Origin of the sequence: Pedobacter sp. W3I1, assembly GCF_030816015.1 — a bacterium.
Taxonomy (GTDB): Bacteria; Bacteroidota; Bacteroidia; order Sphingobacteriales; family Sphingobacteriaceae; genus Pedobacter.
On sequence record NZ_JAUSXN010000001.1, the window covers coordinates 845,780 to 860,927 of the forward strand.

18 protein-coding genes and 1 tRNA gene are annotated in these 15,148 nt (G+C 37.7%); 6 read left to right on the top strand and 13 right to left on the bottom strand.

Annotation, left to right across the window (positions count from 1 at the left end):
* Positions 1-34: 34 nt before the first annotated feature.
* The 7 genes from QF042_RS03680 to QF042_RS03710 form a co-directional block, all read right to left on the bottom strand.
* Positions 35-238, bottom strand: coding sequence for a hypothetical protein (locus QF042_RS03680; protein WP_307525450.1), 204 nt, complete (start codon positions 236-238; stop codon positions 35-37).
* Positions 239-433: 195 nt separating this feature from the next.
* Positions 434-2,134: a glycoside hydrolase family 3 protein gene (locus QF042_RS03685; RefSeq protein WP_307525452.1), complete on the bottom strand. Its 1,701-nt coding sequence runs from the start codon at positions 2,132-2,134 to the stop codon at positions 434-436.
* Between the two features lie 136 nt (positions 2,135-2,270).
* Entirely contained in the window at positions 2,271-2,864 is a 594-nt protein-coding gene (gene nadD / locus QF042_RS03690) for a nicotinate (nicotinamide) nucleotide adenylyltransferase (protein WP_307525454.1), read from the bottom strand.
* Between the two features lie 61 nt (positions 2,865-2,925).
* A complete protein-coding gene (locus QF042_RS03695) occupies positions 2,926-3,294 on the bottom strand; it encodes a four helix bundle protein (protein WP_307525456.1) in 369 nt (122 codons plus the stop codon).
* 68 nt (positions 3,295-3,362) lie between these two features.
* Entirely contained in the window at positions 3,363-3,929 is a 567-nt protein-coding gene (gene gmk / locus QF042_RS03700; protein ID WP_086548056.1) for a guanylate kinase, read from the bottom strand.
* 59 nt (positions 3,930-3,988) lie between these two features.
* On the bottom strand, positions 3,989-4,852 hold the full coding sequence (locus QF042_RS03705; protein WP_307533252.1) for a YicC/YloC family endoribonuclease: 864 nt from the start codon (positions 4,850-4,852) through the stop codon (positions 3,989-3,991).
* Positions 4,853-5,224: 372 nt separating this feature from the next.
* Entirely contained in the window at positions 5,225-5,953 is a 729-nt protein-coding gene (locus tag QF042_RS03710) for a 1-acyl-sn-glycerol-3-phosphate acyltransferase (RefSeq protein ID WP_307525460.1), read from the bottom strand.
* A 70-nt stretch (positions 5,954-6,023) separates the two neighbouring features.
* Here QF042_RS03710 and QF042_RS03715 point away from each other — a divergent pair, with 70 nt between their 5' ends.
* The 3 genes from QF042_RS03715 to QF042_RS03725 are packed head-to-tail and all read left to right on the top strand — an operon-like array spanning position 6,024 to position 8,164.
* Entirely contained in the window at positions 6,024-6,734 is a 711-nt protein-coding gene (locus tag QF042_RS03715; protein ID WP_307525462.1) for a hypothetical protein, read from the top strand.
* The gene (locus QF042_RS03720; protein ID WP_307525463.1) at positions 6,731-7,447 is read left to right on the top strand and encodes a hypothetical protein; all 717 of its coding nucleotides are present in this window, start codon (positions 6,731-6,733) and stop codon (positions 7,445-7,447) included. Before QF042_RS03715 ends, QF042_RS03720 begins: the two co-directional genes overlap by 4 nt.
* 6 nt (positions 7,448-7,453) lie before the next feature.
* Complete coding sequence (locus tag QF042_RS03725) at positions 7,454-8,164, top strand: hypothetical protein (RefSeq protein WP_307525465.1); 711 nt, start codon at positions 7,454-7,456, stop codon at positions 8,162-8,164.
* A 200-nt stretch (positions 8,165-8,364) separates the two neighbouring features.
* Here QF042_RS03725 and rnc read toward each other — a convergent pair whose 3' ends face one another.
* The 3 genes from rnc to QF042_RS03740 form a co-directional block, all read right to left on the bottom strand.
* Positions 8,365-9,093 carry a ribonuclease III gene (gene rnc / locus QF042_RS03730; RefSeq protein WP_307525468.1) on the bottom strand — a complete coding sequence of 243 codons (729 nt, stop codon included), beginning with the start codon at positions 9,091-9,093 and terminating at the stop codon, positions 8,365-8,367.
* Between the two features lie 95 nt (positions 9,094-9,188).
* On the bottom strand, positions 9,189-10,442 hold the full coding sequence (gene fabF / locus QF042_RS03735) for a beta-ketoacyl-ACP synthase II (RefSeq protein ID WP_307525470.1): 1,254 nt from the start codon (positions 10,440-10,442) through the stop codon (positions 9,189-9,191).
* Positions 10,443-10,463: 21 nt separating this feature from the next.
* Complete coding sequence (locus QF042_RS03740; protein ID WP_008508386.1) at positions 10,464-10,700, bottom strand: acyl carrier protein; 237 nt, start codon at positions 10,698-10,700, stop codon at positions 10,464-10,466.
* 158 nt (positions 10,701-10,858) lie between these two features.
* Between QF042_RS03740 and QF042_RS03745 the strand changes: the two genes are divergently transcribed.
* The 3 genes from QF042_RS03745 to QF042_RS03755 all read left to right on the top strand — a co-directional run bounded on the left by QF042_RS03745 (position 10,859) and on the right by QF042_RS03755 (position 13,031).
* Complete coding sequence (locus tag QF042_RS03745; RefSeq protein ID WP_307525471.1) at positions 10,859-11,278, top strand: IPExxxVDY family protein; 420 nt, start codon at positions 10,859-10,861, stop codon at positions 11,276-11,278.
* Between the two features lie 149 nt (positions 11,279-11,427).
* Entirely contained in the window at positions 11,428-12,858 is a 1,431-nt protein-coding gene (pyk, locus tag QF042_RS03750) for a pyruvate kinase (protein WP_307525473.1), read from the top strand.
* Between the two features lie 88 nt (positions 12,859-12,946).
* Positions 12,947-13,031, top strand: a tRNA-Ser gene (locus QF042_RS03755).
* Positions 13,032-13,050: 19 nt separating this feature from the next.
* Here QF042_RS03755 and QF042_RS03760 read toward each other — a convergent pair.
* The 3 genes from QF042_RS03760 to QF042_RS03770 are packed head-to-tail and all read right to left on the bottom strand — an operon-like array spanning position 13,051 to position 14,824.
* Positions 13,051-13,959 (bottom strand): AraC family transcriptional regulator, encoded by a 909-nt coding sequence (locus QF042_RS03760; RefSeq protein ID WP_307525475.1) that lies wholly within the window; start codon positions 13,957-13,959, stop codon positions 13,051-13,053.
* A gap of 60 nt (positions 13,960-14,019) precedes the next feature.
* Complete coding sequence (locus QF042_RS03765; RefSeq protein WP_307525477.1) at positions 14,020-14,199, bottom strand: hypothetical protein; 180 nt, start codon at positions 14,197-14,199, stop codon at positions 14,020-14,022.
* Positions 14,177-14,824 (bottom strand): SDR family oxidoreductase, encoded by a 648-nt coding sequence (locus QF042_RS03770; protein WP_307525479.1) that lies wholly within the window; start codon positions 14,822-14,824, stop codon positions 14,177-14,179. Before QF042_RS03770 ends, QF042_RS03765 begins: the two co-directional genes overlap by 23 nt.
* Positions 14,825-15,148 lie beyond the last annotated feature (324 nt).

Here is a 15,148-nt window from a genome sequence, read left to right on the forward strand (position 1 = left end):
CCGTCTCGATTTTTACATCAGGACGGCTTTCTTTTTAATCGTCTAAATCGTCGTCCTCATCGTCGAGGTTTAACTCGTAAGAGGCTCTTGATGCTTCGTCGGCTTGCTCGAGCAGATCTTTATCGTGCTCAATGTTGGTGTCATCACCACTAATTTCATTGATATTTTCTACATCATCCTCTCTGCGTAAAGCATCGTTCGGATCATTCGAATAATTGTCATCTTCAGGATCTATCATAACATTAAGATTTATTATTAGATAATCGTTTTGAATGGGAAATTGTTTTAGGAAAAGCTAAAATAGCAAAGCTCAAGACCAGTGAGAAAATGCTCTGTGCAAATCTGTGTTTCCTTGGCTAAAAACTGCTTTTATAAGATTCTTCGCTGCGCTCAGAATGACAAACAATAATTCTTTGTGCCTTGGTGTCAACAACTACAACCCATCTCCGAACTTATAAAACGGAGCCACACTCACTGGTAACTTGCCTGTAGGCACCATACGGTTATTGATTACAGCAGCAGCTGAAATTTGCATGTAATCTTCTTTTTGGTACGCCACAACCAAACCTTTACTGTTTTCCAGTCCGGATAAACCTGCCAGGTTATAAGGGTTTGCAAACAAAGCGAAGACCGCATTTTTGGCTGATAATTCTTTAATAAAATTCTTTACACCTGCATTTAATGGGATATTGTTTGCTGGTCTGGCACGGCTATCATGAATACCCACAATCACCTGATCAAATGCGCCGATTTCGCGGGCAATGTTCGAAATCTGTGTGGCAGTTGCATCCTTATCCAACACATAATAAACTGAATTATAATAACCTTTCGAAATCTCTTTTTGGAAAGTGGTAACTGAAGGTACACCAATACTGATAATGGCTGTTCTTCTGATCGGAATAAGGCGTTTAATATAATCTTTACCTTTTAGCAAAGTAACCGATGCATTGGCCAACTCCTGTACTAAAGCATTGCTCGCATTGCGGTTAACCCCGGCAATAATGCCTTGGGTTACAATGGTATCGCGCTTGGCTAAACCAGCCCAGTATTTTGCGGTTAATATTTTACGTACGCTTTGATCGATTTCGGCCATGCTCACACGGTCTTGCCTTACGGCCTTACGCACCAGTTTAATCGCCCTATCACTATTTTCTGAAAGTTCTATGATATCGTTACCCGCAATAATGCCCATTAAATCAGCTTCGCCATCTTTAAAGTATTTTACCACACCTTTCATATCCATTGCATCCGAAATGATCAATCCTTTAAAACCTAATTTCTGTTTTAAAATGCCTGTAACAATCGGCTTGGAAAGCGTAGAAGGTAAATTTGGAGTATTATCTAACGAGGGAATGTTCATGTGCGCAATCATTACTCCAGAGGCACCTTGTTTAATCAGCTCCTTGAAAGGATACATTTCTAAAGTATCCAAACGTGTAGCAGAGAAAGTAAGTTGAGGCAAATCGTAATGCGAATCAACATCGGTATCGCCATGACCAGGGAAGTGCTTCAATGTGGTTAATAAACCGCCATCTTGCATGCCTTTCATATAAGCGGCAACCTTGCTTGCTACATTGTATTTGTTTTCTCCGAAAGAGCGGTAATTGATAACCGGATTCTTGGGGTTGTTATTGATGTCAGCATCGGGTGCCAAATTCATTTGCATACCCATGCGCTTATAATCTTTGGCTATTTCTAAACCCATTTTATACAACAGCTCTTTGTTTTGGATTGCGCCAAGCGCCATTTGATAAGGATAAGCAATGGTGCTGTCTAAACGCATTCCTAAACCCCATTCTCCATCGTTGGCTACAATTAATGGTATCCTGCTTAATTTTTGATAGGCATTAGTGGCTAAAGCTTGTCGGCCGGGACCTCCCTGAAAAAAGATAACTCCGCCCAACTGCTCTTTTTTAATTACCTGACCAACTGAATCGGTATATTTTTTACCCAGGTTGGTATGCGCTCTAACAAAGAACATCTGCGCAATACGCTCTCTACGATTAAGTTTGTTGAAAACCGAATCGACCCATTTGGGTTGATTGGCCAATAATTCTAAATAAGTTTTTTGTTGTGCACTTGCAGAAAATGCGGTGCCACAAAGGGCAATAAATATAAATAAGTTTTTTCTCACGTGTTTTGTTGTATCAGCTGGCGCTAAATTAATAATCAAAAGGCGAATTAAACAAAAACCAATCCAAGTAATCGATTTAATACAATATGTTGTAAATCTCTTGCTTTATTAATAGTAAAATTTATAGGGTATTGTGTTATTTGTACATCCCTTTGCCTTCAATAAAATCGACCACTTTGTCGGGCAGGAAAAACTGAACATTCTTTTTCTCTTTAATGGCTCTGCGGATAAAAGTTGACGAAATTTCCATTAAAGGGGTTTTGGTAAAAGTGATGGAAGGATGATTTTCCCACTCGTTCACATTTGCTTCAGGTCTTGGGTAAACGTAAATCTGGTAGTTTTTTAAAAGCACCTCGTAGTTTTTCCATTTTTTGAACGATACCAAATTATCGGCACCCATAATCAGCACAAATTCCTTTTCAGGATATTTCTCATGAAGATAGGTTAAGGTATCGATGGTGTACGATGGCTGCGGCAATGCAAACTCAATATCACTCACACGGATATGTTCGGCATTTTCTGTAGCCAGTTTGGCCATTTCCAAACGATCATACATGTTGGTTAAACCACTTTTGTCTTTTAAGGGATTATGTGGAGAAACTACCAACCATACTTCATCAAGCTCGGTATGGTTCGCCATATAGTTGGCAATAATTAAATGTCCGGTATGGATGGGGTTATATGAACCGAAGAAAAGACCAGTTTTCAGTTTATAGTTTACAGCTGACATTTTTTTAGTTTTCAGTTAACAGTTGGCTGTTTTCAGTTGGATCACGCTAATTGACAATTCTTTAAAGAACACCATACTTCTCCGGAAAATTTATCATGTGATTTAACAATTTCCCAACTTCGTCGCTTTGTAATGTTAATTTCTCATAATGGTTTATGGCAAGGTATTTACATTCGAATGCAAACTTTAGCCAGCCTTTGGTTTCACTATTTTCCATGTCACTATCTGAAAGTTTACTGATGAAGTGAGCTCTATATCTACGTTTTCTGTAGGCTTCTACTAAGCAAATATTTGTAGATCGGGATGATCTTCTTATCTGATCAGTTAGTGAATACGTTTCATCCTTAGGAAAGGTCTTACTGATTTCAAAAATATCCATGGCCAATTCAAATGACTTTTTATAAACTAATAAATCAGAAAAATCGCCCATAAATTGATTTTATATTTATTGAATAACTTCTTATACATCCAAAACTGAAAATTGGAAACTATAAACTGCTAACTTTTTAAAAAATCTCCTACCAATTGCTCCGCTTCTGCGCAAGCTGTAGCCAGATCGTAATTTTTTAAAATCACATCAAACTTATCTGCATAAAGCAATTCTTTTTCAGCTTTGATAAAACGTTCCTGTAATTTTTCAGGACTATCTGTCCCGCGGCCACTTAAACGTTCTTTTAAAACATCTAAAGATGGTGGCTGAACAAAAATGGCCAAAGCATCTTCTTCGTATTTTCTTTTCAAACGGATACCGCCTTCTACATCAATATCGAAAATAACATGTTTGCCATCGTTCCAGATGCGCTCGATCTCGGAGCGTAAGGTGCCATAAAAAGTTCCGTTATAAACTTCTTCAAACTCCACAAACTCCTGGCGGGCAACTTTGTGTAAAAACTCTTCCTTACTAATAAAATAGTAATCGTTTTCATGTGTTTCAGCGCCTCTCAATTCGCGGGTGGTTGCAGAAATAGAAAAGCTTAGCTCAGGAAATTTCGTTAATAAATGATGTACTATAGTGGTTTTACCTGCTCCTGATGGTGCTGAAAATATGATTAATTTGCCTTGCATTTTTAAAAGTTTTGCGATTGGGCGTCTGGCGTTAAGCGCTTATCGCTTGCCGCCTAACGCTACAACACATTCAGTAACTGTTCTTTTATCTTTTCTAATTCTTCTTTCATACCTACAACAAACTGTTGCATCTGGGCATCGTTTGCCTTAGCGCCCATGGTATTAATTTCTCTTCCTATTTCCTGAGAAATGAAACCCATTTTTTTACCGTTTGCTTCTTTGCTAGCTAAAGTTTGCAAGAAATAATCGCAATGGCTTTTTAAACGTGTTTTTTCTTCCGTAATATCAATTTTATCGATGTAATAAATCAGTTCCTGTTCGAAACGGTTCTGATCAATATTTACTTTGCCTACCGCATCATCCAAAAACTGGGTAAATTTATCGCGGATTGCACTAATCCTTTTAGGTTCCAGCTCCTCAACAGATTTGAAATAAGAAAGAATGTTTTTAATTCTCAACTCTAAATCCGCCTTTAAAACAGCACCTTCATCTTCCCTGAATTTATTGAAGTTGGCCAAAGCCGAATTGAAAATCTCGAATAAATGGTTCCACTCATCTTCACTCACACTTTCTTCCTTGTAACTGATTACATCAGGAAAAGTTAATGCGGTTTGCAATAAGTTACTGCTGTCAGCGCCCAGTTCGTTGTTAACAGCAATAAGCTGCTTGTAATAGTGACTTAATAGTGCAGTATTGATGGTGGCGCCTGTAACTTCACCATTGGTGCGTTCTATATTGATACTTAAACTTACCTTTCCTCTTTCGATGTCTTTACTGCAGATGTTGCGCAGAATTAACTCTTTATCAGAAAAAGCTTTAGGATATTTTAAATTCAGCTCCAGGAATTTACTGTTGAGCGATTTGATTTCGACACTATACTTTGCATTTGCATAATCGGCTGTTGCTAAGCCGTATCCTGTCATGGATTTTATCATGCGCAAAGATAGGGTTTTAAGCGGAAAGGAAAAATAATAATGGGCAAGGAGTCAGAGTTGTAGCATACCGGCATAAAATACCTTAACATTTAGAAAACCAAAGTTCAGTATTTCTTCGGAAGCTGTAGACCCGCTTTCGCTTATAGTCCTCGCTGCGCTCCGGGCTATTCCGCTCTATCGGGTTTATGTACATGTTGGCTAGCTTTTGGCAAGGCCTGTTACCTGCAAGGTGCAGAACCCTTGTTCCTAAACCTGATGGGAGTGAGCATCCCGATTCTTCCATCGGGATAAAATGGACAGCAGGATTGATTTAGCCCAAAAGTGTCGGAGCCTTCATTTCCTAATAAAATGCACATTATGCTACTTTTTTAACAAGGTCAAAATGGCATTAAAAGCTTTTTCCTTCAATTCTTCCAAATCTTCTGCAACCAAACCCTTCACTTCAATGGCTTCTCCAAATACGGTTCTAATTATTCCTGGGTTAAGCATCAGCGGATCTGTTCTTGGTAAATGGATTTTACTATTTAAAATGGCAAAAGGTAAAATGGGTGTTTGAGTTTCTATCGCCAAACGGAATGCGCCATCGTAAAACGGGTTTAAAAGTTGATCTGATTTATTCATCGTGCCTTCCGGGAAAATCAATATGGATTGACCATCGGCTAAATCTTTTCTCAGTTCGGCTACAGAATGGTCGCGGCTTTCTCTGCTGCTTCGGTCAATCATCACAACCAAACGCCTGTAAATCCATCCAAATACAGGAATTTTAAGCATTTCTATCTTCCCCAGCGGACTAAAAGCCTGTGGAATGCAGATTACAATGGCAACAGCATCTAAAAACGAACTGTGATTGCCAACATAGATGTAAGCCCGCGAGGTATCAATTTTCTCTCCACCGGCAGCAAACCATAAAAAAGTGAAAAGACTAAAACTCCATGCCCAGAATTTTAAAAAATAGAAAGCGATTTTTCTTCCTGTTCTCTCTTTAAAAATACCTGTACTGATCAGGATAAAGGGGCAAACAATAAGCATGAGTATAAAAAATACAATTGCCGAACACATTAAGTAAAATCCGCCCAATAGTTTTCTCATGGTTATTAACGTTTCTTTAACAGTTTGCAAGGTTAACAAGTGTTAATTTTACAAAAAATTTCTTATAGATATGAAAGCATTTTTGATTACGCTATCACTTTCATTCCTATTGTTCATTTTGCCTAAAAAAACGCTCCCCCAAATTACTTCGGCCAAAGGCGTTATTCTAGAAAAGGGAACACAGATCCGCATTGCATTGGCTGTGGTGACCAATATTAGCAACAAGCAATCAGTCGGCAGTAATGATATGGGTTTCTTTCAGATTAGGGCCAAAATTGGTGATACCCTGGTCATCAGTAAAAGGCACTTTGATAATATTACTGTTGTGGTAATCAATGATCAGGATTTGGTTGTAAAACTTCTTAGGGCCGATATGCTGTTGGAAGATGTAACAATTAAGGCAGAGAACAAACAACAAAACTTATCTGCTGTTAGGTTAGAACACCGTAAGAAAACTTATTTTTATGGAAAAAAAAGGAACCCGCTCTATTATATGCGGTATCCTTTGGCGGCCATTATGGAATTGTTTAGTACGGAACGGAAAAATGCCCGACGGTTTGATCGCTATTATGATAAAGAAACAGAAGAATTAGAGATAGACCGATTTTTTAACATTAGGATTGTTAAAAATAATACAACATTAACAGCTAAGCAAATGGATAAGTTTATGTTGGATTACAGGCCAAAATATAAACAGATTAAAGATTGGAATACTTACGATGCCGTTGGATACATTAAGAAATCGGCTAAACAATATTTAGATACTTTAAGTACACCATGAAGCATTTAAAACTTATTCTTTTACTGCTCATCTTAACACAAGGCCTAAAAATTAAGGCACAAGATTTTGTACTGAAAGGTGTGGTGATTGAAAAAGGCTCAAATGTGCGGATTGCCCTGGCTGGGATTACCAATATCCGTAGTAAAATAGGCACAACCAGTAACGATATTGGAATGTTTCAGTTAAGTGCCCGTATTGGTGATACCCTGCTGATCCAAAAAAGAAATTTAACTGATCGAAAAGTAGTCATTAAAACAGACGATGATCTGGTTGTTTATCTGGTTAGAGGAAGCACAATGTTAGAGGAGGTGACGGTTAAAGGCCAGACCAAAAAGCAGGAAATGGAAAGTTTAAAAAGAGATCTGAAAAGAAATGGCTCATTTTATGCAGGTAAACCGCCATTAATTTTGTTAAACCCATTTGGTGGAAGTCCGATAACATTTTTTTATGAGCTTTTTGGAAAAACACCGGCAAGAGCGCGTAATTTTAACCGTTATTATAAAAAGGAGCTAAGTTTGATTGAGGTAGACAAGTTTTTTAATAAAAGTTTAGTCTCGAACAATACTACATTAACAGGGAAAGATCTCGACAAATTTCTGCTCGATTATTACCCAACACGCAGCATGACCATTAATTGGAGCAATTACGATGCTGTTAAATACATCAAAGAATCGGCTAAAAAATATACCGATACCTTGAAACACACAAATTAACACACCATGAGAAACTTTAAATTTGCCGTTATACTCTTCGTTTTTACCTCAGTCAGCTTTTTCGCAAAGGCTCAGGATTTTATTTTAAAAGGTGTAGTGATCGAAAAAGGTTCAAATATCAGGATTGCCTTATCAGAAATTACCAACCTGCGTACTAGAATTGGTGTGGGGAGTAATGATATTGGCATGTTTCAGTTAAAAGCCAGAATTGGCGATACACTGCTGGTCATTAAAAGGGATCTGATCGATCAGCGTGTTGTGGTGAACAGCGAAAAAGATCTGGTAATTTATCTAGTTAGGGGAAGTACTACGCTGGATGATGTAACCATTAGGGGAAATACCAAAAAAGAGGATTTAGATGAAATTAAGCGAGAGTTTAAAAACAAGGGTGTATACAACGGAGGTAAAACGACAGTTTTGTCGGCTATATTCAGTCCGTTAAATGCGCTCTATAACCTATTTGGTACTGATCCTAAAAACGCAAGGAGATTTGGCCGGTATGCTGATAATGAAATTAAACAATCACAAATTGATGTATACTTTAACCAGAGTATTATTAAAAACAATACCGAATTAAGAGGCGATACCTTAGAAAAATACATGCTAAACTGTCGCCCTGAATTTGATAAAGCACAGTATTGGAACAGTTACGATTACATCAAATACATTAAAGAATCTTCAAAGAAATTTACAGATACGCTAGGGAAGGGGAAGTAGGTTTTAGTTTGGAGTCCTAAGTCAGTTTGGAGTTTAGCGTTTGGAGTGCTGAGTTTTGGGCGTGAATGGATCAAATAAACAATTAGCTTAGCGTTGTGCGTTTAGCGGAAAATTTAATCCACCTGGACAATTAACCGATTAACCAGTTTATACAGTTAACCCAGTAACCCAATAAACAAATGACTATTAAACCAATGAACTTATATACTCAATGCTTCGCAAGCTTTTTCGGCGGCTAATTTTTCTGCATTTTTCTTGTTATAATCCCGTCCGGTACCCACTTTTTCGCCTTCTACTACCGCGCTGATGGTAAATAACTTGGCACTTTCACCTTCGCTGTTCTCAGCCAGTTCGAACATTACATCTTTGCCATGGCGTTGGCACCATTCAATTAATTTACTTTTAAAATTGGTTTCAGTAAGTTCCAGGGTATGGATATCGATATGCGGTTTTACAATTCTACGTAATAAAAATTCTTTGGTAAAATTGTATCCCTTATCCATATAAATGGCACCAATAATGGCTTCGAAAGCATCGCCCAGCATTGAATTGTGCTTGGTTTGTATGCTAACTGAACGCTGATCAAACTGAATAAGCTTATCAAAACCAATTTTCTTTGCCAACTGGTTTAAATTAGCCCGGTTCACAATCTTCGAGCGCATTTCGGTTAAAAAACCTTCTTCTTTGTAGGGGTAATGTTTAAAAAGCAGCTCTGCTATCACCGAACCCAGAACAGCGTCGCCTAAAAACTCTAAGCGTTCGTTGCTGCTCCTGCTTCCATTTTTTAGCACTTTTGCTACAGAACGATGTCTGAACGCCATTTTATAGAGCGTAACATTGCCTGGAACAAAGCCTAAAATATTTCTCAGCTTTTTAACAAACTCCTTTTCAGGAGAGAGATAAAGTTTATATAATTTGAATATCGGCATTAAATAAATAACACAATTAACGGCTAATTAGCATATTGAACTAAGTTATCTATTTTTAATTAGCATACAAAATTATATAGCAGGGCTGTTTTAAATTAATCTTCGTATTTCTTAAAAATAACAGAAGCGTTATGGCCGCCAAAACCGAATGTATTACTTAAAGCAGCTCTAACGGTACGTTTTTGCGCCTTGTTAAAAGTAAAATTCAATTTAGGGTCAAATGCAGGATCGTCTGTAAAGTGATTGATCGTTGGAGGAACAATATCATTTTTAACAGCAAGAATTGCTGCAATAGCTTCAATAGCTCCGGCTGCACCTAAAAGGTGGCCAGTCATCGATTTGGTTGAGCTGATGTTTAAACGATAAGCATCTTCACCAAATAATGTACCAATGGCTTTGGTTTCACTAATATCACCCAGTGGTGTAGAAGTACCGTGTACATTGATATAATCTATATCAGCAGTTGTTAAACCAGCATCTTTTAGTGCATTGGTCATTACCATTCTAGCGCCCAAACCTTCAGGATGTGGTGCCGTAATGTGATTAGCATCGGCACTCATACCACCGCCAACAAGCTCTGCATAAATTTTTGCACCTCTTGCTTTTGCATGTTCAAGTTCTTCTAAAATAATAGTTCCTGCACCTTCACCAGCTACAAAACCATCACGATCTTTATCAAAAGGACGTGATGCCGTTGCCGGATCTTCGTTACGTGTTGATAATGCATGCATGGCGTTAAAACCACCCATACCCGCTTCGTTAATGATCGCTTCAGAACCGCCACTGATAATTACATCAGCCATACCCAAACGGATATAGTTAAATGCATCAATCATTGCGTTTGTTGAAGAAGCACATGCCGAAACAGTTGCAAAATTTGGCCCACGCAGGCCGTATTTGATCGAGATATGCCCTGGAGCAATATCAATAATCATTTTAGGAATAAAAAATGGATTGTATCTTGGCGTACCATCTCCCTTGGCGAAATTCGAAATTTCATCCAGGAAAGTTTTCAATCCACCTATGCCCGCACCCCAGATTACACCGATCCGGTTGGTATCTAATTTTTCAAAATCAAAACCACCATCTTTTACAGCTTCATCTGTTGCTACAAGAGCATATTGTACAAACGGATCTAGCTTGCGGGCTTCTTTTTTCTCCAAAAAGTCTTCAGGATTAAAATTTTTAACCTCGCATGCGAATTTGGTTTTGAACTTTTCAGTATCAAAACCTTTAATAGGAGCAGCGCCACTCACCCCGTTAGTCAATCCTTCCCAAAAATCAGGAACATTATTGCCTATAGGAGTGAGCGCACCCAACCCTGTTACTACTACTCTTTTTAATTCCATTTATACTGAAAAAGCGTAATTCTATTTAACGTTTTTTTCCAAATAAGCAATCGCTTGGCCAACAGTACCGATGGTTTCAGCCTGATCATCAGGAATAGCTACATTGAATTCTTTTTCAAATTCCATAATCAACTCTACGGTATCTAAAGAATCTGCACCTAAATCGTTGGTGAATGAAGCCTCTGGCGTAACTTCGCTTTCGTCAACACCTAGTTTTTCTACGATAATAGCCTTAACTCTTGAAGCAATATCAGACATAATTTTATAATTTAATGGTTAAATAATTCTGTGCAAAGAAAAATAAATTCTTACAATTTTCAAATGTTTTTATTTCGATACGTAATTTTGGTATCTCAATAACACAGCGAATATAGAATTAGTTTTTTAATTTCGTTCTGTAAATAATTTATTTCGCTTTGAATAAGACTTACCTAAAACTTACCTTAGACCTTGATTTTATACTAATTGCGATCACAGCACCCCTAAAAGACTATGTGCTTTGCCACAAAATTAATACCCGGTTAAATACACAATTTGAAAAAATAGAAGACCATGAAATATTTTTTAATATCGACGAACCAGCCTGGTCTTTCTCTAAATATTACTTTTTTGTTGAGCAGGGTGAGGTCGAATATTACTTAATTTGCAACAAAAGCAGCGATGGTTTTCTGATTCCGGAGATGAACAAAGTAGATTTCTTTATTATTATTAAAGAATTTATTGATAAGGAAGATTTGGATTATTTAATCAGTGGTTTAAATAAACTGCCTGATATACAGGTAGCTGCAAAGATAGATCCAACCAAGTTAAAGAGCCGTGAGAATTTGGTAATATAAAAATTATATACTTGGTGTATTAAATACACTATATTTGACGGTTACAAACAAAGAACAAAAGAACAAAATATATAAAATTTAATGCAGTTTGATTATTTTAGATAATAATTTGCTTTCTTAAACTGCATTTGCTAAAATCAATTAATTAAATGAAACCTTTTCATTCGAGAACTAAAATTGTTGCCACGCTTGGGCCTGCATCAGCAAAACCAGATGTATTATATAGTATGTTTAACGCAGGTTTAGATGTTTGCCGCTTAAACTTTTCACACGGATCACAAGCAGATCACCAGGCGGTTTTGGATACCATCCGCGAATTAAACAAAAAATACGATTATAATGTAGGTATCCTTGCCGATTTACAAGGTCCTAAAATCCGTATCGGTTTAGTAAAAGAAGGTGGTATTAACCTGATCAATGGTAAAACTACCGTAATTACCACTACCGAATGTATAGGTAATGAGGAACGGATTTACATCACTTACCAAAGCTTCCCTCAGGATGTTCAGGCTGGCGAAATTATCCTTTTGGATGATGGAAAGCTTCAAATGAAAGTAATTTCTACCAACTTAAAGGATGAAGTAGTTTGCGAGATTGTTCATGGTGGTATTTTAACTTCACGAAAAGGTGTAAACCTGCCAAATACTAAAGTTTCTATCCCTTCATTAACACCAGAAGACCGCGAAAACTTAGAGTTTGTACTGGAAAACGACGTAGAATGGATCGGTTTATCTTTTGTGCGTAAGGCTGATGACATTATCGAACTTAAAAAGATTATTGCAGAGCGTGGAAAAACTGCCCGTGTAATTGCTAAAATAGAAAAACCGGAAGCTATCGCTAACATCGATGAAATTATCGCTGTTTCTGATGGGATTATGGTTGCCCGTGGCGATTTAGGTGTTGAATGTCCGATGGAAGAAGTTCCATTGTTACAGAAAATGATCGTTGCTAAATGTAGGGCAGCTTCTAAACCTGTAATTGTAGCAACGCAGATGTTAGAAAGCATGATCACTACCCCACGTCCAACACGTGCTGAGGTGAATGATGTGGCCAACTCTGTTTTGGATGGCGCTGATGCCGTGATGTTAAGTGGCGAAACTTCAGTTGGAGAATTTCCATTGATCGTGATCGAAACTATGCAAAAAATCATTCAGAACATTGAGCAGAACAACTATCCGTTCAATCCTGATAAGTTTTTAAAACCAAAATCTCCATCTTTCTTAAGCGATGCCATTTGCGATTCAGCTTGTTTCTTAGCTAAACAAACCAACGCGGTAGGTATTGTATCGATGACTTTAAGCGGTTATACTGCTTTCGAAATTTCAAGTCACCGCCCGGAAGCTTTAACCTTTATTTTTACCAGTAACAGAGCGTTATTAAATGCGGTAAGTTTACTTTGGGGTGTAAGAGGTTTTTACTACGATAAGTGGGAAAGTACCGATAACACCATTATTGAGGTAAACGAATTCTTAAAAAGCAAGAAATTGGTTAAACAAGGTGATATCATCATCAATACTGCGGCTATCCCAATGGAAGCAAAAGGTAAAACCAATATGTTAAAAATTACGGTTATAGATTAATTTGTAATATCATATTTATAAAATGCTCCTGATTTTAATCGGGAGCATTTTTTTTATCAATAAAAAATATACTTTTGCAATCCAGCACGGAGAGGTGTCAGAGTGGTCGATCGAGCACGCTTGGAAAGCGTGTGTACTGCAAGGTACCGCGGGTTCGAATCCCGCCCTCTCCGCTTTAGATCTATCCCATTTCTAATTAAAAGAATGCCTAAACTCCAAAGGTGATAAATGTGTTTTTGTTTTAAAGAACTTACTGAATGACTGTGGATGCTCAAAACCCAGCTGGTAGGCAATTTCACTCACAGACAATTCAGTCGTCGAAAGTTTTTCTTTTGCTTTTTCAACTAACTTTTCGTGAATAAGTTGCTGGGTATTTTGCCCGGTCAAAGCCCTGAGCATATCGCTTAAATAACGTGGCGAAAGGTTTGCTTCTGCGGCTAGATATTCGACTGTTGGCAATCCGCTAACCAAAGATTTTTCATCAGCAAAATAATCCTCCAATAAGTGCTCTATTTTAGTCAATACATCATTATTAACCACCTTGCGGGTAATAAACTGACGTTTGTAAAAACGGTTGCTATAATTGAGCAACACTTCGATGTAAGACACTAACACATCCTGGCTAATTTCATCAATTGAAGTGCCCAGCTCGTCGTTAATATTATCGAAAAGCCCTAAAATTATTTTCTTCTCCTTATCTGATAGAAATAACGCTTCATTGGTTTCGTACGAGAAAAAACCATATTTCTTTATGGTCGATCCTAGCGGATAGTTCCGGATGAGGTCGGGGTGGAACAGAAGTGTAGCTCCGTAATATTTAGCTTCATTATCTGCAGAAATCAACTGATTTGGTGAAGTAAACATCATACCGCCTTCGTTAAAGTCGTAATAACCCTGTCCATAGCCCATTCGCCCCGTTGTTGAATATTTATAGGAAATCTTATAAAAGTTGAAAAAAAACGGGCGGTCCAATATTTCTGTATTGGTGACCAGCAGCGAATTATCGACCAAACTGATCAACGGATGGACAGGTTTGGGAACCTGCAGTAACGCATGTATTTCAGAGATTGTTGAAATGCGTAAAGGGACTTTCTTTTCCATAATATAAAAGTACAAATATTAGGGCAACACAAATCATTGAGGCTGCATTGCCCTTAATAATTAATTACCTAAAAATACCTTGGCAAAATCGGCCCTGAAAGCTTCATCACCCTGTGCCAGTCGCTGTGCATATAAGGCCTTGGCATCTTCACCAGCTACATAACGCAGTTTGTTTTTGCCATCTGTAGCTGCTTCGTACACAACTGCAGCAATTTGCTCAGGAGAAGAAGCCGTTTCCATCATTGAACCAAAACCGCGCCATCATTGATTGTACCATCGGATCATAATCTTCGTTGCTTGCCAGTTCTAGAGAACGGCCCGAAAAATCTGTTGCAATACCACCTGGCGATACGGTTTTGATGTTTACACCAAAAGTGTTTAGCTCAAAAGCCATGCTTTCGCTCCAGCCTTCCAATGCCCATTTTGTAGCATGATAGGTTGAGCCTAGTGGGAAAGCGATTAATCCGCCGATAGAAGTTGTAGATATAAACAAACCTTCTTTCTTTGCTCTGAAATAAGGAATGAATGCCTGCGTAACACGGATTACACCCAACAGATTTGTGTTAAGTTGTTTTACGATCTGTTCGTCGCTCAGTACTTCTAATGGTCCAATTAAGCCATAGCCAGCATTGTTAAATACTACATCTACACCATGTTCAATTGCTTTTTTTGCAGTCGATTGGATCTGAGCAAGGTCGGTCACATCCAAAGGAAGTACGGTAACGTTGCTTAATGCACTTAATTCTGTATCTTTTTCAGGGTTACGCATGGTGGCAATTACATTCCAACCTTTGCTCTGAAATAATTTGGCAGCAGCATTTCCCAAACCTGTAGAAGCTCCTGTAATAAAAATTGTCTTTTGCATTTTCTATTGTTTTAAATTAACAATACAAAGTTGAGGCAAAGAGCATGTGCTGATGTAGCCAAATTGAGTTTGCTTGTAGTCTAAATGACGGCTGTTCTTTTTAAAGAAAGAAGTTAAAGCGCCTTGTTTGGGAGAAAATTCGTGATAATTTTACCTTAATTATTGTCGCTTTGTTGTAAGGATAACGCTAATACTTCTACCCTTATTGCGGGTAGAAAAATATAGTTTAAAAACGTTGTTTTCGTGTTTTATACCTTATACTTTTGGCTTTTCGTCTCTGTGTAAATTGTTGTTAAATGATTGATAAACAATGTTTAAAAGCAA